The following is a 23,076-nucleotide window of genomic DNA, read 5'->3' as shown; positions in this document are numbered from 1 at the left end:
TTATTTAATCTCGAAGACTACATTCACAGTGAAATTTAGTTTAATCTTCTTGAAGTCGATTTCTGGTGCTGCGTCTGCAGATTCAGCCATTGCAGATTTCATCATATAATTTCTGTAAACAGGTTGTATAATATTGTCGCCGCCATCCTGTATCTCTATAGCACTACCTAATTTATCGCCCATGGCCTCAACCATATAAGCTGCCTTTTCTTTTGCGGCTAATAATGCCTTAATTTTTAAATCTTTCTTAAGGCTTTCAATTTTCGAATAATCATAGCTTTCAATGTTAGTATTGGCAATTCCTTTTGGATCAATAGCCTCTAAAATGGCGTCGAATTTATTAAGGTCACTTACTTTTAAACGATATTGTTTGCTCGCTAAAAAATCAGGATTTTTCTTTTTCTCCGTAGCATAATTCCAGCTGCTCAGGTTGCTAATGGTCAAATTTTCTTTTGCAATTCCTGCTTTCTGTACAGCAGCAAAAAGTTGTTTTTCTAATTCAGTAATGTCTACTTTCTTTTTTCCGTTCAAATATTCCTTCAACGAAATCCCAATGTAAATGATGTCTGGAGTAACCTCTGTTTCAGAAGTTCCGCTTACGCTAATTTTCCTGCGTAAATCTGTTTGCTGAGCCATTGCCGATGAAAGGCCTAAAAATGCAACTAGTGCAACTGCTATTAACTTTTTCATAATCTTTAGTGTTTTTAATTGTAATGAAGCTTGCATAAGCTTTTTTTATTTAGCTTTTGTTTGCTTATGCAGGTTTCATAATTCTATTTTTCTTTGTGTGTGTTGTTATGATGTGCCTTGTGTACAAATTCCACACCATGATTTAATTTTATTAAAATATTTGAAAATGTAAGGCAGTACTAATCAGCAAAACCAGCCCCGTTATTCGTTACAAGTCCTCTTCCAATGAATTATTGGAATGCGGGCTTCCCACTACTACCGCCTGCCTGCCGCAGTCAAGGGTTTATTGAGGGAAATTTGTGCTGATAACAATCCGTTTGATTTTTAATTTGTCAGTAAAAACCCACAAAACATTTGCTCTGTAACGGCACTGTCTCATTTTTAAACAATTCATGGTATAAAGCAAATTAACGTTAAATTTGCAGTTCATTAAAAGTTTATAGTGAAGAAATTAATCATCGGAACACGCGGTAGCGAACTTGCATTGTGGCAGGCTAATCACATCCAAAGTGAGTTAGAAACAATCGGTATTGAAGCAGAAATCAAAGTTATTAAAACGCAGGGCGATAAAATTCTGAATTTACGTCTGGATAAATTAGAAGGCAAAGGGTTTTTTACCAAAGAACTGGAAGAAGAACTTTTGGGCGGAACAATCGATTTGGCGGTACATTGCCTTAAAGATTTACCAACCAACCATCCTGCTGGCTTAACCATTGCTGCAATTCCGCCACGCGAAGAAGCAACCGAATATCTTTTGATTTTAAAAGACTGTGTTGATGTTTCTCAAAAATTGTCTCTGAAAAAAGGCGCAATGGTGGGTACTTCATCAAACAGAAGAAAAGCGCAACTTTTGGGTTTACGCTCTGATTTGGAAATCGAAGATTTACGTGGAAACGTTCCAACCCGCATTCAGAAACTCAGAGATGAAGATTACGATGCTATTATGTTGGCGAAAGCAGGTATTAAACGCTTAGGCTTAGATGTTAGTGAATTTCACGTTGAAGAATTGGAGCCGACAGAATTTGTTCCTGCTCCTGCTCAAGGTGCTTTGGCTATTCAAATCAGGGAGAATGATACTGAGCTCTTCGATGCACTTCAAAAATTGCATGATCCTGCGACAGCAGAAGAGGTTGGTGTAGAACGGAAAGTGCTTAATATTTTTGAAGGTGGCTGCCACATGCCTTTGGGTTGCTATTGCAAAAAAGAAGATGGCGCCTACGAAGTGTGGACTTCGAAAGCGGAAACTGCCGATGATTTTCCTGAGCGTTTATTCTTACGTTCTGAAACAACAGATGGTTTAGCAGAGAAAATCGTGGCTAAATTTTCAAAGGAAAGAAAAAAGCCTACAAAGGTTTTCATCTCCCGTGAAATTGGTGAGCACAGTTATTTCCGCAAAGCGTTAGAAAATAACAATATAGAAATTGAGGGTCGTTCGTTAATCCGTACGTTTCCTATCGTTACCGTTTTAGACCAGTTTATATTAAAAAATATCGATTGGATTTTCTTCAGTAGTAGAAATAGTGTGGAGTATTTCTTCAATTTAAAACCGCAATTGCCAAAGAAAACACAATTTGGCGTAGTGGGAAGAGGTTCTGAAGATGCTTTACGCAAATTTAATCATTTTGCAGATTTCGTTGGTGCAAGCGGCGATATTTCTGAAGTTGCAGAAGATTTTGCGAAACTGGTTTCTGGAAACAATGTTCTATTTCCAAGGGCGCAGGATTCTTTACAATCCATTCAGAAATCTTTACCTGCTGATGCAAAAATTATCGACTTGCCAATATACGAAACGGTAATCGAAGAAAATATCGATCAGAGTTATGCTGATGTTTTAATTTTTACCAGTCCATCAAATGTAGATGCTTATTTCGCTGATAATTTATTGGAACCTGGTCAGCAGGTTATTGCAATTGGAAATTCTACAGGCAAGAAGTTTGACGAAATGGGCGTAAAGTATGCTTTGCCATATTCGCCTGATGAAATTGGCTTGGCAGAAGCGGTTTTTGGAATAGAAATTAAATAGAGGTTGAGGGTTTAAAGGTTCAAGGTAGGGGTTTGGATGCTGAAAGACTAAAGCTGAAAGACTAAAGCGAAAAGCAAGACCGCATCGTCATTGCGAGGCACGAAGCAATCTTACTACGAAAGATCTTCATTGCAAACGCATTAGGATTGCTTGCCTGCGTTGCAATGACGACCGTAAAAACTAAAAATGCTCGTAATAATACAATACCCAAGTCTTGATACCAGCCTAAGCGGCAGGCGAGCTTGATACTAAATACTTGATACTAATAAAATGTTACACCGTCCGAGAAGATTAAGGAAAAACCCGTTGGTTAGAGAGATGGTAGCCGAAACCCGACTATCGAAAGATATGTTTGTGTACCCGTATTTTGTTGTGCCAGGAACAAATGTGACACATGCGATTGATGCCATGCCGGGAGTGAACCATTATTCGGTTGATACTTTGGTGAAGGACGTAGAATCGGGAATGAAAAAAGGCTTGAATAAAATCATGCTCTTTGGCGTAGGCGACGAAAAATCTGCTGATGCAAAATCAGCCTATCATGATCATTCACTGGTTCCAACTGCCGTTCGCGAGTTAAAAAAACAATTCGGAGAAGATTTATATGTGATCACTGATGTTTGCGTTTGTTCTTATACCACTCACGGTCACTGTGGAATTATGGAGAACGATTATGTTCAAAACGATAAAACGGTTGATGTGATTGCAAAAATGGCTTTAACGCATGCGCAAGCAGGAGCCGATATGTTTGCACCATCGGATATGATGGACGGGAGAATTGAAGCGATGCGTAATCTTTTGGATGATAATGGTTTTGTAAATGCAGCCATTATGAGTCATGCTACAAAGTTTGCATCGGCTTACTATGGTCCATTTAGGGAAGCTGCAGATTGTGCGCCAAGCAAAGGTGATAGAAAAGCATACCAAATGGATTTCAGAAATCCTCTGGAAGCTCTGCGTGAAGCACAACTAGACGAGCAGGAGGGAGCAGATGTTTTGATGGTAAAACCGGGTTTGGCTTATCTGGATATTATTCAACGTTTGAAACAGGATACAAACTTGCCTGTTGCGGTTTATAATGTTTCAGGAGAATATTCGATGGTGAAAGCTGCTGCAGAACGTGGATGGATTGATGAGCAGAAAGTGGTAATGGAAACCATGCATGCCTTTGCCAGAGCTGGAGCAAGTATTATAACCACTTACCACATTAAAGATATTTTAAATAACGATTGGATGTAGATAAGCTGAAAGTTTAAAGCCGAAAGACCAAAGCCATTTTAAGCGCTTTACTTTTCGCTTTAACCTTTAGTCTTTCAGCTTTTAGCTTAAAAAAATGTTAGATTCATTAAAGAAAATGTTTTCAGGCAACGAGGCCGATGTTCCAGTAAATACAGGAAGTAAGCCTGATATTTCAAGAGTAAAATCTGCGGAGTTGTATGAGAAATCAAAAACTTATTTCCCAGGGGGTGTAAACTCACCGGTTAGGGCTTTTAAATCAGTATATGGAACGCCACTTTTTATTGAAAAAGGAGATGGTTGCTATATCTGGGATGCCGATGGAAATCAGTTTATTGATTTCTGCGGAAGTTGGGGGCCATTAATTTTGGGCCATAACAATCCAAAAATTCGTGAGAAAGTTACTGAGGTAATGCAAAACGGAATGAGTTTCGGGGCGCCAACAGCTTTGGAAAACGAACTTGCGGAATTGATTATCAAAAACAATCGTTTTGTAGAGAAAATCCGTTTTACAAGTTCTGGTACTGAAGCGGTGATGTCGGCCATTCGTTTAGCTAGAGGTTATACCGGAAGAGATAAAATTCTAAAGTTCGAAGGTTGTTATCACGGCCATAGCGATTCACTTCTAGTAAAAGCAGGTTCGGGTTTGGTTACTTTTGGCGAAACATCTTCGGCTGGTGTTCCAAAATCTTTTGCTGAAGAAACCATTGTGATTCCTTTAAATGATAAGACTGCAATTGAACAAGCTTTTAATCAATTTAAAGACCAGATCGCTGCGGTAATTATTGAGGGTATTCCTGCCAATAATGGCTTGATTATGCAGGATGAGGAATACATTCAGTTCTTGAGCAAAATCTGTAAGGAAAATAATTCGCTTTTGATTTTCGATGAAGTAATTACAGGTTTTAGGGTTGGCTTTGAAGGTGCTGCAGCTTATTATGGCATCACGCCCGATATAGTCACTTATGGGAAAATCATTGGTGGCGGTTTACCTGTTGGGATGTACGGTGCAAGGGCTGAAATTATGGCGCACATTTCTCCAGATGGTGGCGTTTATCAGGCCGGTACTTTATCTGGCAATCCAGTGGCGATGGCTGCGGGAATCGCAACCTTAACGGAATTAAACAAATCTGGTTTCTACAAAGATTTAAATAACAAAACGCAAGATTTTGTAGCCAGTATTCAGCGTTTTGCTACGGCGAGAAATTATAAATTTAAGGTGTTTACGGTGGGTTCTATCTTTTGGTTTGCTTTTACAGAGAAGGATAAAATACAGTCTGCCGATGATATCGATGCAAGCAGCATGGAGAAATTCAAAATTATGCACCGTGAACTGTTAAACCGAGGAATCTATTTAGGTCCTTCGGGATATGAAGTGGGTTTTGTTTCAGCGGCACATACTAAAATCGAGTTGGAGAAAGCGAAGAGAGCGATTTTTGAGGCGTTGGATTTAGTGTTTAAGAAGTAGGGTTTAACCACAGAGAGTTTAAACCATAGTAAGTATACGTGCCTGTGGCAGGCACGTAAGAAAATATAAGGTCACGGTTTCGTCATTGCGAGGTACGAAGCAATCTTAAAGCTTTGGGTTAAAATAGCTTTTGTTGTAGGATTGCTTCGTACCTCGCAATGACGAGTTTGGTTATAAAATTGAGGGAACTCCCCTCCTTATTTTCAAGGAGAGGTTGGGGGTGGTTTTAAGCTTCTTGCACAAACCAAAGTGATCTAAACGCGATTGATGTGAAAATACTTTTTGATTTAAAAGTTACTAACTCTAATGAGCAAAACGCCTGTTAGAGTTAGTAACTTTGCAAAAAGATTGCAACGGAAAGCGGGGCTGAAATAACCGAAATGTACAGAGACTTGCTTTTCTAATAATAATTTAGCTATTTGAGAAATATCTTAAAACCTTAAAGCCTAACAATCCTGGTAAAGACAGATGAAGAAATCCATTATCATATTTTACGCATTATTACTTTACGCATTAATTCAACTTATTTCTTGGGGCACTTTGGTGGTGCGTTTGCAGCCAAGCCGCATGACCATGATTATGGGTGAAGGATCCGTATTTCTGTTTTTGCTTTGCATTGGTGGCTATTTCCTGCATCAATCGTTAAAACGGGAAGATAAATTGAGGGAGCAACAGCAAAATTTTCTAATGTCTATCACGCATGAGTTGAAATCGCCATTGGCTGCCATCAAACTTTCCATTCAAACCATTGTTAAAAGAGATTTAGATAAAGCCCGTCAGGTTTCTTTGTTGAATAATTCACTGAAAGATATTGAGCGTTTGGACGATTTGGTTGAAAATATGTTGCTTGCAACCAAAATTGAAAACCGTTCGTACACCTTTCCGAAGGAGGAATTTAATTTTTCGGAGTTGGTCTATAAAATTACAGATCGGCTGCAGGTGCATTCATGCGGAAACGAACAGCTTATTAATGCGCATATTCAGCCAAATTTGCAGATAATGGGTGACAAGTTTGCCTTATCGTCAGTAGTTACGAATTTAATTGAGAATGCTGTTAAATATTCCAGTCCCTGCGATGAGATAAATGTTTATTTAGATGAGGTGGAAGGGCATATTCAGTTGAGTGTGGTAGATAAAGGGCCGGGTATTTCAGATGCCGAAAAAATGTTGATATTTGATAAATTTTACCGCGTTGGTAATGAGAATGTCAGGAAAGCGAAGGGAACAGGTTTAGGCTTGTTTATTGTGAAAGAGGTTTTACAATACCATGATGCAGATATTACAGTAAAAGACAATTTGCCTCAAGGAAGTATTTTTGAAGTAACATTTAGTTAATCTCAATTATGTCACAAAAATTAAGAATTCTATTGGTAGAAGACGAGGATCACTTGTTAGATGCTATCAAATTAAACCTAGAACTTGAGGGTTATAAAGTTCATGCCGTTAAAGATGGCAAAACCGCTCTTAAAATATTTAAAGAAGAACGTTTCAATTTAATCATTCTGGATGTGATGCTACCAGAAATGGATGGTTTCCAGGTTTGCGAAACAATCCGTTTAGAGAATGCAGAGGTTCCGATTATGTTTTTAACGGCTAAAAATACTTCAGAAGATCGTGTTTTAGGCTTGAAAAAGGGTGCTGATGATTATTTAGTAAAACCTTTCAACTTAGAGGAATTAATTCTCCGTGTTGGAATTTTGGTTAAACGCAGTTTGAAATCTGATGATTTGAAAGAATTAAATTCTTATAAAATCGGCGATAAAACCATCTATTTTAATTCCTTTGAATTGAAACATGATGATGGCACCATTACGCCATTAACTAAAAAAGAAACCATGTTGTTAAAGCTTTTAATTGAGCGTAAAAACGATGCGGTTTCTCGTGAACAGATTTTGGAAACTGTGTGGAATTATGATGTTTATCCTTCAACAAGAACGATTGATAACTTCATTCTAACTTTCCGTAAGTATTTCGAACCTGATCAAAAAAACCCAGTTTATTTCCACTCTATTCGTGGTGTAGGTTATAAATTCACTGATAGTCATTAATGTACAATAGTTTAGGCCGGTATGTTTTAATGGCCGTTTTCTTGCTGGCTGCTTTGGTTTGTATCGTTTACGATCAATACGAGTTGGCAGCAGTAGCGGGGTTTTTATTGCTCTTTTTGATTTGGAGTCATTTTAGACACAGCTCTGTTTTAATGGCTTCCAAGTATTTCAAAAACAATGAATTTGGGAAAGCAAAGCTGATGCTTGCTGAAGTTCCAAATCCTGAGCGATTATCAAAGAATCGTAGAGGATACTATGAATTCATGCAAGGCAATATGGCTTTGAAAGAGGAAGATTACGAAAAAGCTGAATATCATTTTCAGTTGGCCAGTCGTTTTCCTGTTGGCGGAAAAAATGAGAAATCTTATGTATTGATTCATTTGGCCAACCTCGCTTTACGTAGAAAAGATAAAGAAAGGGCGGAAGTTTATGTGGCCAAGGCCAAAGAACTTTCTGAATCATCACGCTCTAAAGACATTATCGTTAAAATTGAAAAAGAAATAAGCAAATTATAATATTCGTATTGTCATTTTGAGAAACGAGGCGCCGCTTTAGTAATAAAAAGGTTCTTCGTTTTTTTTTATTTCATACCTTTGCGCAATTAAAATTTGCTCAATCGTCATGCTGAATTTAGTTCAGCATCTTTCTTGCTATTAAGACCCTGAAATAAATTCAGGGTGACGATTGATCGACACAACTACAAATCATGAAGAATAATTTATTTTTAGACGCTGCATTTTCGAAACAAACAGAACGTCCACCGGTATGGATGATGCGTCAGGCTGGTCGGTTTATGCCGCAATATTGGGAGATTAAAAACAAGTACTCTTTTTTAGAGATGTGTAAAACTCCTGAGATTGCTGCCGATGTAACGATGTTGCCAGTAGATTTATTAGGAATTGATGCAGCGATTTTATTCTGTGATATTTTAGTAACGGGCGAAGCCATGGGTGGCGATTTAAGCTTTACTCAGGGTGTTGGTCCTAAGTTTGCTAATCCGGTACGCACGGCACAAGATGTTGAAAACCTAAACGTTGATTGTTTGGATGAGTTACAATATGTAGCTGATGCAATTAAAGTGATTCAACAACGATTAGACGGCAGTATTCCACTTATTGGTTTTGCTGGTGCACCTTTTACAGTAATGAGTTACTTAATTGAGGGTGGGTCTTCTAAAGATTTTAAGTTAACGAAGCTATTTATACACAACCAACCAGAATTGGCGCATAAGCTTTTGGCGAAAATTGCTAAAGTAACGGCAGATTATTTGAACCTTCAAATTGCTGCAGGTGTTAACGCCGTTCAGATTTTCGATAGCTGGGCGCTTGCTTTATCATGGAATGATTATCAAGAGTTTTCTCACCGTTATATCCAGGAGATTATTTCAAACTTAAATAGAAAAGATATCCCAGTGATTTCTTTCTGTAAAGGAAGTTCTGTATTTGCGCCAATGATGGCAGAGGCGAAACCAGATGTAATTTCAGTTGATTGGAACGCCGATTTATTGAATATCAAAAATGCTTTGCCAAAAGGTATTGCTGTCCAGGGAAATTTAGATCCACATATTTTATATGCTGATCAATCGGTGATTAAAGCACAAATTCATAAACTGTTTGAGCGCATGCGTGGAACAGAAGGATTTATCTTCAACTTGGGTCACGGTATTATGCCAGATATTCCTTTCGATAACGTGAAATATGCAATTGATGTGGTGAAGGAGTTTAGGTACTAAATCCTGTATGTCGAAATTTGGCTGCGGAACAAAATTGATTATATTTGAGTATGGAGACATTAATTATTGATATTCCTGAAAACAAAAGTTCATTGGTGAAAAGCCTGTTGAAAGAACTTGGCGTTACTATTCATGAAAATAGTGATCAAAAAGCTAGAATTCCGAATAAACTTACACGCAAAACCATTGAAGATGCACATAAAGGGATTGGAATTGGAGAACCTATACAAGATATAAAATCATTTTTGGGTTCTTTATAATGTTCACTTTAAAGCCTACAAATCAATTCAAAAAGGATGCAAAAAAAGCAATTAAAAGAGCATCTCAAAATTTAGAGTTGATTGAGGCTTTTTTGCAGAAACTGCAAATTAATGGTGCAAGCGGCATTTAAAAAAAAACATCTGGCCCACAAGCTTACCGGAAATTACAAAGGTAATTGGGAGGCTCATATTAAACCTGATCTACTAATCATTTGGTTCGAGATTACAGAAGATAATGGGATCATCTTGTTGAGGTTAGGCACTCATTCTGATTTATTTTAGATCAAAAATCTATTTCTTTAATCCTATAATGATAGAAATTCTTCAACCATATTATCAATATTTTAAAGCTGTTCATATCGTATTTGTGATTAGCTGGATGGCGGGGTTATTCTATATATTAAGTTTGTTTATCTACCACACAGAAGCAAACGAGAAAGAGGAGCCGGAAAGAGGTATTCTGCAAAAACAATTTGTTAAAATGGAGGCTACCTTATGGAAAATTATTGCTACTCCGGCCATGATTATTTCCGTTCTGGCTGGTGCCGGGATGCTTACGCTCAACAGTGGCCTTTTACAAATGGATTGGATGTGGGTTAAGCTTGCTTTTGTAATCGGCCTTCTTATTTATCATTTTATCTGCCAAAATATTGTAAAGCAACTTAAAAATAATGTATTCAAAATGAATAGCTTTCAATTGCGTTTATGGCGAGAACTGGCTACGATTTTCATGATTGCGATTGTGTTTGTGGTTATTCTCAAAAGTGCAATTAACTGGATTTATGGTTTGATTGGCATTATGGGAATTGCCATGGCGATAATGATTGCAGTAAAATTGTATAAGAATTATAGGTTGAGAAAGTAAATTCGGTAACGAATATGGAATAGAGATATAATCTACATCATTTCTGAAAAAATTATGTATAAAGCTCTCTCAATATTTCTCGTGTTTTTAAGCCTGTCTTCTTACGGCCAAGATTTTACTTCCCGAAAACAGAAATCCAATCAAGAAGAAAAAGTATATCTCAATGAAGTTCAGGCTTTTATTCGATATATTCACAAAGACCGATTGAAAGATTCTACATATGTTTTGTTAAACGAACCCCAAATAGAAGTTAGTTGTGAAAAACAGCTGGCATTTGATTCTTTATTTTCTGTTACTGAGAAAAATAACCTGAGCGAGCAGCTTAGAAGTCAGCGTATTAAATCATGGAAAGAGGTTTGGCCTTACAGAATTAAATTTATTTCTTCTCGTGATTTAAAAGAATCTTATAAATTAAATAATGCCTTTAATTGGATAGCTTTTAAGGAGAATATAAGTTCAAGTTATTACATAATATCAAGTCCCGTGTTTTTTGAAAACTACCAGCTTTGTATTTATTATGAAGCAAATTATAGCGATAGTGCGGAGACTGGAGTTGCTAAACTTTACAAAAAGGTTAGAAACAACTGGGTTTTTGAGAGATCGGTATGTTCTTGGCTCCATTCATGGGATACTAATTAAATATAATAATGGAATTGTCAAAGCTTTTTTTGCATTGAATATTACCTGAAATTAAAGCTGTACTTTTGGAAGTATATTTACATTAGATGAAAAGAACCTTACTTCTGATATCACTTTTTTTTAGTTCTTATTTCGCCTCGGCACAGTTTAATCAACAAGCTCTTGAAAACAGAATCCGTCCGGATAGCAGCTTAACGAACGAAGTTCACTTCAATTTCTACAATTTCAATTACGTTCGTAATTACGAGTACACAAACGATTTTCACGATGGTTATACGCTGTATGGAACACAGTTGCAACCTCAAATTGTTTATTATGCGCATCCAAACTTGGCCATCACTGCTGGTGCTTTTATTCGTAAAGATTTTGGTAGAAATGGAATTACGGATGCAAAGCCTTTGTTCAGTTTAAAGTATCACAAGCGAAACCTCACTTTAATTTTCGGTAGTCTTGAGGGAGGCATTCAGCATAAATACATAGAGCCAATTTATAATTTCGAAAGAACAATTACTAATCCAATTGAATATGGAACACAGTTATTGGTGGAGCGCAAGAAATTTAATTTAGATGCCTGGATTGCCTGGCAAAAAATGATTGATAAAGGCGAAGCAGCCAAGGAGGAAATTGTGGGAGGTTTATCTACTGAAACTACATTGGCAGAAAGCAATGGATGGAAACTCAGCTTTCCTGCACAGTTTTTAGCTTTTCATCAAGGCGGACAAATTGATGTTTTAAAAGAGATTCCGATTAGTACAGTTTTGAATGGTGCCGCTGGATTGAAATTGCACAAAGAAATTGGTACTAATATTACTCAAGTTTATACCGATAACTATATCGCTGTTTATAAAGATTTATCGCCTGATAAAAGAAGAGCCTACGAAGGTGGATTTGGTTTGTGGTTAAATGCAGGTGTGGAAAGTAAGTGGGGAAGTTTAGTGGCCTCTTATTGGAAAGGAAACAACTTCATTTCGATAAAAGGAATGCCTTTGTATGAATCGGTTTCGAATAATTTATATACAAATGGTTTAAAGCAAAGCGGCAGAAACATTGTTTCGTTGCGTTATGCCTACCAAAAGGAACTGATTCCACATTTATATCTAGATGTTCGCTTTGAACCACATGTTGATTTGGACAATACCGATAAACAACTTCAGTTTAATCACTCCTTTTTCTTAACTTATAAACAGGATTTTAGATTGTTTAAGGTTAAGAAAAAAGACTAAAATTTCTGCCGTCAGCTAAAGTAAGACGGCAATGAAATTCAAGATGCCTAAACTATCGCTATTCTTTGCAGTTGGCTTCAGCCAACGGATAACAAGTATTTCTTTTTGGCTTTAGCCAAATTTTGCGCCTTGCAGGGTTCGTTTTCTGCAAAGTCTGAAATTAATAAACCTGATAGAAGTGATAATACTTTTTGATGCAGATCTTCGACAAGCTCAGACGGACAGTCGCAAAAAGATTGTAACGGATAGCGGGACTAACGCCTCAAAAAAGCTCCTGACATTGCTTTCCAAATCAAAAAACAATATCTTTCCTGAAATTAATTTAATATTTATCTAGTTGATAATCAGATATTAAAAATAAATTTTAACTTTTATTTAACTTTTTCTTACCCCTCATGCAACCAATGTTTGTAATCTGCCATCTTCTATATACAAACACACAATGAAATTGACGCGAAGCTATACGATAAACGATTTGATGGAAGGCTGCAAGGCTGGCGACCGGAAGATGCAAGAGTTGCTGTACAAGCAAACTGCATCGAAGATGTTGGCCGTATGTATGCGTTACGCCAAAGATAGGATGGAAGCTGAGGATGTATTGCAAATGGGATACATCAAGGTTTTCCAAAAGATTAAAGAATATAGAGGAGAGGGTTCTTTTGAAGGTTGGATTAGAAGAGTGATGGTTAATACCGCTATAGAAAGCTATCGCAAAAATCTGCGCAGCTTAAATGTAGTTGAGATTGACGAGGCATACGAGCAGCCTTCAACAGGGTTCGATTTTGGAACACTAGGTATGCAGGATTTAATGAAAGTGATCCAAAAGCTTGCCGATGGTTACCGAATGGTTTTCAATATGTATGCAATTGAAGGTTATTCACACAAAGAGATCGGAGAAACACTCGGCATTTCGGAAGGCGCAAGTAAGTCGCAATTATCGAGAGCTAGGGCAATATTAAAAGAAGAAATTATAAAAATGGAGGGATTTGGTTATGCAACCTATACAGGATAAGGATTTTGATCAGTTATTTAAAAATGCTTTCGAAGATGCCGAAATAACGCCATCGAGAGATTTGTGGAGTAGCATTGAAAGTGAAATTGAACCAAAAAGAAAAAAGGTTTTTCCAACTTATTGGTTGTCTGCAGCAGCAGTTTTACTAATTACAGCAGTTGGGTTTTTAGTTTATCAACAGCAGGAAAAACCAAAACAATTTGCAAGTAGGCTTGAATTAAAAGGTACGAAGCCAGTTGTTGAAACGCAACCTCTTCAAGATTCTTCAACAGTTGTTAACACACAGGAGAAGGTGATTAAGCAAGTTTTACCAACTATAGCGCAACCCTCCACAGCAATTGCAAAAACTAAAGTTAAGGAAACATTCAAGCCTATAGAAGAAAAGAAAATAGTTACGGCGGCTGAAATGCAAAAACAGGAGGTTGTTCTAGCTAAAAATGAACCAGCTAAACAAGATCTTAAAGAGAAGATTGATGCGGCCATTTTAGAACAGGAAAAACCAATACTCGCTTCGAATGCGGCTGCAGTTAAAGCTGATGAAGTAGCTGGAGGAGATGATCAAGCTGATAATAAAGGGATCCGTAATGTGGGTGACGTAGTCAACTTGATTGTAAATAAAGTAGACAAAAGAAAAGATAAGTTTATCCAATTCCGTACTGATGATGACGACTCTTCAATTTCAGCAATTAATATTGGTCCGTTTAAGTTTGGCAAAAAGAAAAAATAACCAGGATTGGTGAGGATTTAAGGAATACAAGATCAGGTCTTATGTTGCTTTCATTCAATCATTCTCTCCATTAATCATTAAAAAAACACACGCAACACATATGAAACATCTAATTTTTACAACACTTTTGGTAAGCGGGCTTGCCGGTGTTATGGCTCCAAGTGCTTTTGCTCAGCAAGATTCAACAAAAAAAGACAGAAAAGATCTAAATTATGGAATTGTTACTATCACAAGAGATGGAAAAGATAGTTCCAAAGTTGATCCAAAAAAGGGTCGTTTTGTAGGCGGGATAACTTTTACCAGAGTAGATTTAGGCTTCTCGAGGTTAATAGATAACGGAAGTTTTAACTTATCTCCTACTAATGAGTTTTTAGATTATCGAGGCGGTAAAACAAGCACATTCTCTTTCGATGTTTTGCAGTTCGGATATCGCTTTAATTCAAATTTTAAAGTTTATTTAGCTGGTGGTTTCGACTGGACTTTAATCAGATTAAGGGATAATGTAACCATCCAAAAGAACTTGCCAACGCTAACTGCGCTTCCTGAAAATGTTGAGTTTTCTAAAAATCGTTTCTCGAGCAGTTATGTACACATTCCTTTAAACTTCGAGATCCGCACTAAAGAGAATGACAAAGGCAAACGTTTTTACTTTGTTTTAGGTCCGGAGGTTAGTTTTTTACTCGGCGGGAAAGTAAAACAAATAAGTGATGAGTTTGGAAAACAAAAGCAATATGATAACTACCATTTTCAGTCGGTACGTTACGGTGGTTCATTCAGATTTGGATATGGTGGCTTAGGTTTATTTACCAAATATTACTTCAACGATATGTTTGATACCCCTGCACAAGCTGGTTTGAAAAACATGAGTTTCGGTATCACCTTCGGTTTAAATTAACCCCTAAATCCCCTAAAGGAGACTGATAAAAGCCTTCAGGAAGTATATTAGCAACACACAAATTAAATCCTGTTTCGGTTAGGCGGAACAGGATTTTTTGCTTAAAAACGCTTCTATTTAAGCTTTAAGCTTTATCTTTACCAGGTGAGCGATAATATAATAAGCGTTAAAAATTTAACAAAGCAGTATCAGGCAGAACAAGCAGGTGGTATTAAAGACATCAGTTTTGATATTAACAGGGGAGATGTAGTAGCGATTATTGGCGAAAGCGGAAGTGGTAAATCGACATTATTAAAATCAATTTACGGTTTGCTGAAAACTGATGAGGGGGAGATTTTCTTCGATGGTGAAAAAGTAAAAGGACCAGATGAACAATTAATCCCAGGTCATAAGCAGATGAAAATGGTTACTCAAGACTTTTCGCTGAATATTTACGCCAAGGTTTACGATAACATTGCCTCACAACTCTCGAATACTGACTTAAAAACAAAGGCCGAAAAAACTTTGGCTATTATGGAGCATCTCCGGATCCTTCCGCTGCAAAATAAAAAGATTATTGAACTCAGTGGTGGTGAGCAACAGCGTGTGGCCATTGCCAAGGCAATGGTTGCCGATACCAAAGTTTTGCTTTTGGATGAACCTTTTAGTCAGGTTGATGCCTTACTAAAAAACCAGCTAAGGGCTGACATTAAACGTGTGGCAGCAGAAACAGGTGTCACCGTGATCTTAGTTTCCCATGATCCTGCTGATGGTTTGTTTCTGGCCGATCAACTCTTAATTTTACGTAACGGAGCGCTGCTTCAAACGGGGAAGCCCTCCGAAATCTATCAGCACCCTAAACACATTTATACCGCTCAAATTTTAGGAAATGCTGTTGTCTTGTCTCGAGGCGACGCGGAGAAACTGGGATTGAAAACCTTTTCTGGAAATGTAGTATTTTATCCCGAATGGGCCGAAATTAATAGTAATTGGAGTAGCAGACGCTTTGAGGTGAAGGATGTTTACTATAAAGGTTTTTATGATGAACTGCTATTGGAAAGAAATGGTGTTACCGTTAGAGCAATACAACTGAATAGAGGCGAGCATAAAAAAAACGACTATGTTCAGTTGAACATTAGTCGTTTTTTAGAGTTTTAGAAAGATTATTTATTCTGAAGATGACGCAACCAAAACAATTCTTGCAGTTATGCTCGATGTTGGCCTAGTCGGTTCTAAACCTTTGTTGTTGTTGTTTTGCAGATATACTCTTATTCTGCTTGGGAAAGAACTGTAACTGTATGAATCAAGACCGTAATTAAATGGTAAGGCATCGTAGCCGTCATCATTGAAACGGGCGAAGGATAATATGATTCCATCGTCCTCGTACTGCTCAATTCTACTATCAGTAATGTCTACATAATAATAAATTCCATTATCAGTATTGCGTTGCCACTGATTTGGTTGAATAGTTTTGTACAATGTAATGTTTGGAGTGTTCTGAACAATTGTGTCTTTCTTGCAAGATGCCAAACCTAGTGTGACAATGCAAAGCATTAGGATAGTAAATTTTTTCATTTTGATTAGTTTTATTTGTGTGTGTGCTTTGCGTAATACAAAACAACTGCCAAAAATGCTGGAAAACACAATGTGGATTAATAATTGTTTAAAGGGTAATGCACAACATCGAAAATTGAATTAAAACATCGCCGCAATGAGAGTATTTTTTAGAGTCTTACCCTGGTTGATTTTATTGATTGCAGGTTATTTCTTTATCTCGAAAAAGTTCAGCATTAGTACATCGGTAGAAAGCAAACACCAGCTTTTAGTAGATAAAATAGAGGCTATAGGTAAGCTAGAGCTGGTTCGTTATCAAATTAGTGATGTACTCGAACACAAAAACAAAACAGATTTTTTACCTGAAGCAAGTGTGTTGCTTATTGTTAAAGCAGAGGCTGTTGGGTGTATCGACCTTACAAAAATAACAAAGGACGATATTGAAGTAACAGCAGATACAGCTGTAGTAAATTTACCACAGCCAGAGATTTGCTATGTAAAAATTGACCACAAAAATTCAAGGGTATACGATACCAAGATGGCCTTTTTTAGAGAAGCAGGTTTAGTGGACGAAGCTTACAAAGCTGCTGAAAAACAGATTACTACTGAAGTAAAAAAATCGGATATTTTAAAGCAGACCAAAACCAATGCGACAAATGTGCTAAAACCAATAATTGAGGGATTGGGTTACAAGAATGTAAGGTTAACTTTTGAGTAAACTCAATATGAAGTTAGCTTACAAGAAATCTTCACGGTGTGGATTAAAAATATCGATTAATAAACCTGCCTCTAAGCAAACTACACCATGAAAAACATTTGACGGTGCGAAGAATACATCGCCTTCATTAAGGATTTTTTTCTCATCGCCCATAGTAACTTCAAAACTTCCTTTTGCTACATAACTCAATTGCAAATGTGGATGGTTATGAATCGAACCAATGGCATCTTTCTCAAATTCGACCTTTACTAGCATCAGATTATCATCAAAAGGCATTACTTTACGCCTAACACCGGCACCTAATTCTTGCCAGTCTAAATCATTATCACTAATTAAGGTTTTGTTAGCTAAATCTTTAAAGTTCATTTTATTATTTTTAGATTTTCAACTACTATTAGATAATGCTGAAAAAGGTTCCTTCAAAATTCGTCGCGATAAAAATAAGAACTGCCGTCCGTTTATTTTATGTTTATCGATATTATTGTTAAAAAAATATAGTGTACGCGATAGCATTAGCGAAGTAAATGCTAGTTCCTGACATTATAAGCTGTTGAAAGGAAAAAATATGCGCTAGGTTTTATGCTTAAATAGACGGAATTATATATTTTATAAAACCTTGCGCAGCAGAAATTGATCTGCAGAATTTTTACAATGCCCGAGTATGGGGCTGAGTGAGAACTAAACTTTAGAAACCTTAACAGCAGTTGGTCCTTTTTGACCCATTTCTACCTCAAAAGTTACTTTATCGCCTTCTTTGATTTGCGTTACGCAACCATTCGCGTGAACAAAAATACTATCTTGAGTTTCAGTGTTTTTAATAAAACCGTAACCTTTGCTATCGTTAAAGAAAGTTACTGTTCCTTTTTTAACCGGATTTTCATCGATAATGTCTTCTTGTCTTGTAATACCAATTTGAACATCCTCAATATTGAAAACCTTTTTCTTTTTCGGATCTGGTGGAGTAGAGGAAATGTTACCGTTTTCATCAACGTATGCAAACATTTCTTCAAGCGCTAAGCCTTTTTTAGCATTAGATTGACGCTCTTCTTTTTTCTCTTGTTTGTCTTTTTGTTTTTTTAATCGTTTTTTTTCGTTCTCTTTTTTACTGTATGTTGCCTGAGATTTAGCCATATATATTTAATTGTTTTTTGTTTTTAAGGTGAGTGGAAACAGAGATTTATACAAATATAACAATACTAAAACGAAAACACGATTTTATTCAACTAAGCGTTACGCAAATGGTGTATATAATTTTTTTAGCCACAGATTAGTACATTTAATCTTTTACTAAAGATATTGCCATCAGAACACAGATTTATCGAATTGTATCTTTCTAAAACTTTAAAACTATAATAATCTTAGAATCTGCGGTCGCCTAAATTTTGCGCTTCCCATTTCGCTTTTTCCATTTGATAAACGAAATTCCATTTTACAGGTTCACCATAGTAAGCTACCTCAAGTTCGCCAATTTTTTTAGCGCCTAATTTTTCCGTAGCTTTTTGAGAGCGGAAGTTTGTTGCACCGATGTGAAGAATAACATTATCAACAAACTGGAAAGCATAATCAAACATCAACTTTTTTAATGCGGCATTATGTCCTTTACCCCAGAAGTCACGGCCAATAAAGGTATATCCTACAACAACCGAATTGTTTTCTTCATCGAAGTCGTAAAACCGGGAACTGCCGACAACGGCACCTGTAGCTTTATCATAAACAATAAAGGCACCGTTTGATTCTAATGCGCCTTTAAAAAAGTTTTCAAAAACCTCCCTTTTATAGCGGTCTTTATTTGGATGTTGTTCCCAAATTAGTGGATCGGAAGCTACCTCGAAAAGTTTTTCGAAGTCTTCAGCTTTTAAAGGAACCACTTCAATCAAATCGTTTGCTAATGTAGGTTGTAGGTCGAAGTGCATATTATAGGGTTATAAAAAACGGCTGACTATAAGCCAGCCGCCTAAAATGTTAGCGATACAATCGTTTAGCTATTGATGCACTCATTAGGAATGAGCGCAATTTTTACAATGTCATTCTGAGCTTGGCTAAGAATGGGCGAACGCTTTGCGACAAAGCTTAATTGGACAACTAATCTACTAATCCTTCAATTTCTACCAGTTCATTTGCTTCTTTTTGATAATCAACATTATCAATCTCAAAACCAAATAAGCTTAAAAAGTCTGAACGGTAACCTGGCAAATCGCCGATTGCAGGTAATGTTTCGGTAGTAGCTTCTTCCCAAAGTTTTGCCACCTTAGCTTGTACATCATCACGCATTTCCAAATCATCAATTCTGATTCTTCCTTTTTCATCAACAGGAATATCACCGCCGGTGTATAATCGCTCTGCGTATAAACGTTGAATTTGTTCAATAGTACCTTCGTGAATGCCTTCCTCTTTCATTATTTTGTACAACAATGAAATATATAATGGAATAACAGGAATAGCCGAACTTGCTTGTGTAACCAAAGCTTTATTAACGGAAACGTAAGCTTTACCGTCTATATTTTTTAGTTTATCAGCAATTGTAAAAGCAGTAGCCTCTAAATCATCTTTTGCACGGCCAATAGTTCCTTTGCGGTAAACTGGCTCTGTCAGTTTAGGGCCAATATAAGAGTAGGCAACTGTTGTAGCGCCCTCAGCCAACAAGTTTTCTGCTTTTAAGGCATCAATCCACATCGCCCAATCTTCTCCACCCATTACGGCAACAGTATTCTCAATATCTTCTTCAGTAGCAGGCTCTATTGAAATTTCTGTAACATTACCCGTGTGGAAATCTACGGTTTTGTTGGTGTAAGTTCCGCCAATTGGTTTTAAAGTAGAGCGATGTAAAACCTCTGTATCAGGGTGTTTCCGAACCGGAGAAGCTAAACTGTAGATTACTAAATCTACCTGACCTAAGTCGGCTTTAATTAACTCAATGGTTTTTGCTTTGATTTCTTTCGAGAAAGCATCGCCATTTATACTTTTTGCATATAAACCAGCTGCATGGGCTTCTTTTTCGAAAGCAGCACTATTATACCAACCTGGAGATGCAGTTTTGCCAGCTGATGGTGCTTTTTCGAAAAAAACACCAATTGTAGCCGCATCAGAACCGTAGGCAGCAGCAATACGAGAGGCCAAGCCAAAGCCTGTTGATGCTCCAATTACCAATACTTTTTTAGGTCCATTGATGGCACCCTTTGATTTTACATATTCAATTTGGTTCTTTACGTTTTGAGCACAACCATCTGGGTGCGCTGTTAAACAAATAAAGCCCCTCATTCTCGGTTCAATAATCATTTTGTTCTTTTTTACGTTTCGTAATGTTAAAATGGCTTTAATCCGAATAGTACAAAGCCAAATCTTTAACGAAGATAAATTTTTAATTCCTTTCGGCTAAATGAATTTTAAATAAAGCTGGTAGCTTATTAATTTTATTGGAAAAGTAAGGGTAGAAGATTTCTTAAACGTTAGTCGGGCTATACGCTATAGCTCCGATAGAAAAATCGAAGGCTGCCGCTGCTATCCCGTTTAAGTGGCTAAAATATTACAACTATTTAAGGCTGTATGGTTCAAAACTGATCCATTCGAAAGACTTGAATCCAAACTTTAGTATTCGCTATTAATAATTTTCTGTTAATTTAGCAGCGCAACAGATAAACCGGATTATCTTTTTATGAGAAAAATATTATTACTGGCTATGATTTCCTTCATAGCATTAGGAAAGCTTTCTGCTCAAACGCAGTATCAGAACTCTGGCTGGTTCTTTTTTTTAAACAATACCAAGTTTAATAAAAAGTGGGGTTTGCAGTTCGATGCTCAAATCCGTTCTGCCGATGATTGGGGGTATGTTAGGAATACCTTAATTCGCCCGGCACTACAATATTTTATCAATGATAAACATAATGTGGCACTAGGATATCTGTGGCAAACTACAGATTTGAGGTTGGTTGGCACAAGCAAGAATTTATTTAACGAACACCGAATTTTCGAACAATATATTTACACACATAAATTAAGATCAGTTTTCGCTAGTCATCGTTTTAGGGTTGAGCAACGTTTTATAGAAAGAACAAATGAAGAAGTGTTTTCGCAACGTTTTCGGTATTTCTTTCGCCTAGTTCAACCTTTGCAAAAAACAGCGGCGAGTTTTGATAAAGGCGTTTTTGTAGCTTTGCAAAATGAGGTTTTTTTAAACTTTCAAAATAAAGAGAAAATCAACAACAGTGTTTTTGATCAGAATAGACTTTACTTAGCTGGCGGATATAGGTTTTCAAAGAAAGTAGATTTAGAAGTTGGCTATATGAATCAGGCGGTTAAAAATTTTACCAACCATACGAATAACAGCATTGTTCAACTTGCGGTATATACCAGGTTTTAATACGGTTTTAATGTTTTAAAGTCATTTTTTGTTTGAGATTCATTACAAAATGTTAAAGGTGTTGTAATTGGTCGGCGTTTTCACTCAATTTGCCGCGTGAAAAAATTGTCTATTTTATTTTTTGCGCTCTTGTTTGGCAAGCGGATGCAAGCACAAGAGTTGAAAACGTCTTCTGTTAATAGTACACCAACTTCCAAAAGTTTATTTAATCCAGAGCATAAAAGGAATTTTTCCCGTAAAGGAGATTTTTATTTTCATTGGGGATATAATAATTCCTGGTATGGTAAAAGCGATATCCAATTCCAGGGTCCAAATTACGATTTCAAGCTGCACGATGTTGTCGCTCACGATAGGCAATCAAGACTAGGATGGGATTATCTAAATCCAAGTTTAATCACCGTTCCCCAATACAATATTCGTGTTGGTTATTTCATCAAAGACAATTATAGCATTTCCATTGGCTGGGATCACATGAAATACGTAATGGATATTCCGCAAACGGTAGCTATTACGGGCACAATTGGTGCCAACATTACTCCAGAAAATATCCCGACCGGTGCTCTAGCTGGCACCTATAATGGGCAAATGATCAATGTGAAAGAAAGTATGTTAACCTACGAGCATACTGATGGCTTTAACTATGCAAATGTCGAAGTAGAGCGTTATGATGATATTTGGGTAGCCCCAGGTGGAAACACTTCTTTGACTTTGGAAACAGGGTTAGGAGCTGGGTTGATGGTTCCGCGAACGGAAGCTCATCTCTTCGGGTTAGGTAGAAATAACCACTTCAGTATATCAGGTTACGGCATTTCAGCTAAAATTGGATTAAAGTTTTATGTCTGGAAAAATGTTTATTTGCAAAACAGCACCAAATTTGGAGCGACTAACTTAACCCGGGTACATACCACTGGATGGGACGAATTTGATAAGGCTAGTCAAAAAATAAACTATATTGAAAATTTAACGGTGATTGGTTTTCAGTTTTAAACTACTTTGTGTTTAGATTAAGGAAACCTTTTTAGTCATTTTGTGTTACCGGAAATTGATCAAACCATTACCTGTATTTCTAATATGGCCTTAATTTTAAATTTTGGAGGCTTAAAGGGTTGTATATCAATGGACAAAATGTTGATGGATTATTGATCTTTCAGCTTGTTTAATTTCGAACGAAGTAAGTTTAACAATTCCGTTTCAGTAATATCCAGCAGATTAACATCAATCCAAAGTAAATCTGGCTTTGATCTAAAAAGCATTCCGACTTTATTGAAGTAATGAAGGTATGTACTTCGCTTAATTTGATTATATTTTTGAGGCTGGACCGTCACTATATAGATCTGATTTTGCGAGCGATAATAACCATTTCTAAATTCGACAATCTCCTCGAAAGGAATAAAAATATTGGTGTCCTGAGTATTGTTGGTAATACCAAATTCATTCACTTTAATACCAAAATAACCTTTATAGTATAGTTTTAGTGCTTTTATGTTGTGAAAATATAAAATATGAATAGCAGCCAGCAATAGAAAAATACTAATGGGTTTGTAAGAATTCGATGCGTAGATAGTAGCATAGACAAGAAAAATCATAAATGCAAGGCACAGCACTATTGATGTTATTAACTTCTTTTTTTTGAATTTTATTTCTGCCATT

26 protein-coding genes are annotated in these 23,076 nt (G+C 36.7%); 19 read left to right on the top strand and 7 right to left on the bottom strand.

What is annotated here, in order from left to right; all coding sequences use genetic code 11:
• Nucleotides 1-690, bottom strand: coding sequence for an SIMPL domain-containing protein (locus ACZZZK_RS10435; RefSeq protein ID WP_463484070.1), 690 nt, complete (start codon nt 688-690; stop codon nt 1-3).
• A gap of 442 nt (nt 691-1,132) precedes the next feature.
• Here ACZZZK_RS10435 and hemC point away from each other — a divergent pair, with 442 nt between their 5' ends.
• The 16 genes from hemC (at nt 1,133) to ACZZZK_RS10355 (ending at nt 15,955) form a co-directional block, all read left to right on the top strand.
• Nucleotides 1,133-2,713, top strand: a complete 1,581-nt coding sequence (hemC, locus tag ACZZZK_RS10430; protein WP_463484069.1) for a hydroxymethylbilane synthase — start codon at nt 1,133-1,135, stop codon at nt 2,711-2,713.
• A gap of 270 nt (nt 2,714-2,983) precedes the next feature.
• A complete protein-coding gene (gene hemB / locus ACZZZK_RS10425; RefSeq protein ID WP_463484068.1) occupies nt 2,984-3,952 on the top strand; it encodes a porphobilinogen synthase in 969 nt (322 codons plus the stop codon).
• Nucleotides 3,953-4,046: 94 nt separating this feature from the next.
• Nucleotides 4,047-5,417: a glutamate-1-semialdehyde 2,1-aminomutase gene (gene hemL, locus ACZZZK_RS10420; RefSeq protein ID WP_463484067.1), complete on the top strand. Its 1,371-nt coding sequence runs from the start codon at nt 4,047-4,049 to the stop codon at nt 5,415-5,417.
• Between the two features lie 468 nt (nt 5,418-5,885).
• Entirely contained in the window at nt 5,886-6,752 is an 867-nt protein-coding gene (locus ACZZZK_RS10415) for a sensor histidine kinase (RefSeq protein WP_056850967.1), read from the top strand.
• Nucleotides 6,753-6,760: 8 nt separating this feature from the next.
• Nucleotides 6,761-7,465 carry a response regulator transcription factor gene (locus tag ACZZZK_RS10410; protein WP_025146905.1) on the top strand — a complete coding sequence of 235 codons (705 nt, stop codon included), beginning with the start codon at nt 6,761-6,763 and terminating at the stop codon, nt 7,463-7,465.
• Nucleotides 7,465-7,980, top strand: coding sequence for a hypothetical protein (locus tag ACZZZK_RS10405; RefSeq protein WP_056850966.1), 516 nt, complete (start codon nt 7,465-7,467; stop codon nt 7,978-7,980). The genes ACZZZK_RS10410 and ACZZZK_RS10405 overlap by 1 nt, the downstream gene beginning before the upstream one ends.
• Before the next feature lie 191 nt (nt 7,981-8,171).
• Complete coding sequence (gene hemE / locus ACZZZK_RS10400; RefSeq protein ID WP_463484066.1) at nt 8,172-9,197, top strand: uroporphyrinogen decarboxylase; 1,026 nt, start codon at nt 8,172-8,174, stop codon at nt 9,195-9,197.
• A gap of 50 nt (nt 9,198-9,247) precedes the next feature.
• Nucleotides 9,248-9,457 carry a hypothetical protein gene (locus ACZZZK_RS10395; RefSeq protein WP_463484065.1) on the top strand — a complete coding sequence of 70 codons (210 nt, stop codon included), beginning with the start codon at nt 9,248-9,250 and terminating at the stop codon, nt 9,455-9,457.
• Nucleotides 9,458-9,568: 111 nt separating this feature from the next.
• Nucleotides 9,569-9,739: a type II toxin-antitoxin system RelE/ParE family toxin gene (locus tag ACZZZK_RS10390; RefSeq protein WP_463484064.1), complete on the top strand. Its 171-nt coding sequence runs from the start codon at nt 9,569-9,571 to the stop codon at nt 9,737-9,739.
• Nucleotides 9,740-9,767: 28 nt separating this feature from the next.
• Nucleotides 9,768-10,322 (top strand): CopD family protein, encoded by a 555-nt coding sequence (locus ACZZZK_RS10385; RefSeq protein WP_463484063.1) that lies wholly within the window; start codon nt 9,768-9,770, stop codon nt 10,320-10,322.
• 54 nt (nt 10,323-10,376) lie between these two features.
• Nucleotides 10,377-10,961 (top strand): hypothetical protein, encoded by a 585-nt coding sequence (locus tag ACZZZK_RS10380; RefSeq protein WP_463484062.1) that lies wholly within the window; start codon nt 10,377-10,379, stop codon nt 10,959-10,961.
• An 86-nt stretch (nt 10,962-11,047) separates the two neighbouring features.
• A complete protein-coding gene (locus ACZZZK_RS10375) occupies nt 11,048-12,184 on the top strand; it encodes a hypothetical protein (RefSeq protein ID WP_463484061.1) in 1,137 nt (378 codons plus the stop codon).
• Nucleotides 12,185-12,626: 442 nt separating this feature from the next.
• Nucleotides 12,627-13,196, top strand: a complete 570-nt coding sequence (locus ACZZZK_RS10370) for an RNA polymerase sigma factor (RefSeq protein WP_010601060.1) — start codon at nt 12,627-12,629, stop codon at nt 13,194-13,196.
• A complete protein-coding gene (locus ACZZZK_RS10365; RefSeq protein ID WP_463484060.1) occupies nt 13,177-13,923 on the top strand; it encodes a hypothetical protein in 747 nt (248 codons plus the stop codon). Before ACZZZK_RS10370 ends, ACZZZK_RS10365 begins: the two co-directional genes overlap by 20 nt.
• Nucleotides 13,924-14,023: 100 nt before the next feature.
• A complete protein-coding gene (locus ACZZZK_RS10360; protein WP_463484059.1) occupies nt 14,024-14,818 on the top strand; it encodes an outer membrane beta-barrel protein in 795 nt (264 codons plus the stop codon).
• A 144-nt stretch (nt 14,819-14,962) separates the two neighbouring features.
• Nucleotides 14,963-15,955 (top strand): ABC transporter ATP-binding protein, encoded by a 993-nt coding sequence (locus ACZZZK_RS10355; protein WP_463484058.1) that lies wholly within the window; start codon nt 14,963-14,965, stop codon nt 15,953-15,955.
• A gap of 9 nt (nt 15,956-15,964) precedes the next feature.
• Here the strand turns inward: ACZZZK_RS10355 and ACZZZK_RS10350 are convergent, their stop codons facing one another.
• Complete coding sequence (locus ACZZZK_RS10350) at nt 15,965-16,372, bottom strand: hypothetical protein (RefSeq protein WP_463484057.1); 408 nt, start codon at nt 16,370-16,372, stop codon at nt 15,965-15,967.
• A gap of 136 nt (nt 16,373-16,508) precedes the next feature.
• Here ACZZZK_RS10350 and ACZZZK_RS10345 point away from each other — a divergent pair, with 136 nt between their 5' ends.
• Nucleotides 16,509-17,069 carry a DUF4230 domain-containing protein gene (locus ACZZZK_RS10345; RefSeq protein WP_463484056.1) on the top strand — a complete coding sequence of 187 codons (561 nt, stop codon included), beginning with the start codon at nt 16,509-16,511 and terminating at the stop codon, nt 17,067-17,069.
• Between the two features lie 18 nt (nt 17,070-17,087).
• Here ACZZZK_RS10345 and ACZZZK_RS10340 read toward each other — a convergent pair whose 3' ends face one another.
• The 4 genes from ACZZZK_RS10340 to fabV all read right to left on the bottom strand — a co-directional run bounded on the left by ACZZZK_RS10340 (nt 17,088) and on the right by fabV (nt 20,345).
• On the bottom strand, nt 17,088-17,435 hold the full coding sequence (locus ACZZZK_RS10340; RefSeq protein ID WP_463484055.1) for a cupin domain-containing protein: 348 nt from the start codon (nt 17,433-17,435) through the stop codon (nt 17,088-17,090).
• A 312-nt stretch (nt 17,436-17,747) separates the two neighbouring features.
• Nucleotides 17,748-18,200, bottom strand: a complete 453-nt coding sequence (locus ACZZZK_RS10335; protein ID WP_056850953.1) for a cold-shock protein — start codon at nt 18,198-18,200, stop codon at nt 17,748-17,750.
• Nucleotides 18,201-18,427: 227 nt separating this feature from the next.
• Nucleotides 18,428-18,982, bottom strand: a complete 555-nt coding sequence (locus ACZZZK_RS10330; RefSeq protein WP_463484054.1) for a GNAT family N-acetyltransferase — start codon at nt 18,980-18,982, stop codon at nt 18,428-18,430.
• Nucleotides 18,983-19,151: 169 nt separating this feature from the next.
• Nucleotides 19,152-20,345 (bottom strand): enoyl-ACP reductase FabV, encoded by a 1,194-nt coding sequence (fabV, locus tag ACZZZK_RS10325; RefSeq protein WP_463484053.1) that lies wholly within the window; start codon nt 20,343-20,345, stop codon nt 19,152-19,154.
• A 376-nt stretch (nt 20,346-20,721) separates the two neighbouring features.
• Here fabV and ACZZZK_RS10320 point away from each other — a divergent pair, with 376 nt between their 5' ends.
• Together ACZZZK_RS10320 and ACZZZK_RS10315 are read left to right on the top strand one after the other, a co-directional pair.
• Entirely contained in the window at nt 20,722-21,426 is a 705-nt protein-coding gene (locus ACZZZK_RS10320) for a DUF2490 domain-containing protein (protein ID WP_463484052.1), read from the top strand.
• A gap of 96 nt (nt 21,427-21,522) precedes the next feature.
• Complete coding sequence (locus ACZZZK_RS10315; RefSeq protein ID WP_463484051.1) at nt 21,523-22,413, top strand: hypothetical protein; 891 nt, start codon at nt 21,523-21,525, stop codon at nt 22,411-22,413.
• A gap of 149 nt (nt 22,414-22,562) precedes the next feature.
• On the opposite strand, the gene ACZZZK_RS10310 is transcribed toward ACZZZK_RS10315, so the two are convergent.
• The gene (locus tag ACZZZK_RS10310) at nt 22,563-23,075 is read right to left on the bottom strand and encodes an STM3941 family protein (protein ID WP_463484050.1); all 513 of its coding nucleotides are present in this window, start codon (nt 23,073-23,075) and stop codon (nt 22,563-22,565) included.
• Nucleotide 23,076: the final 1 nt, after the last annotated feature.

It is taken from the genome of Pedobacter sp. AC163 (genome assembly GCF_979258665.1).
The sequence above is the reverse complement of the archived record's forward strand: the minus strand, read 5'-3'. Positions and strand labels throughout refer to the sequence as shown.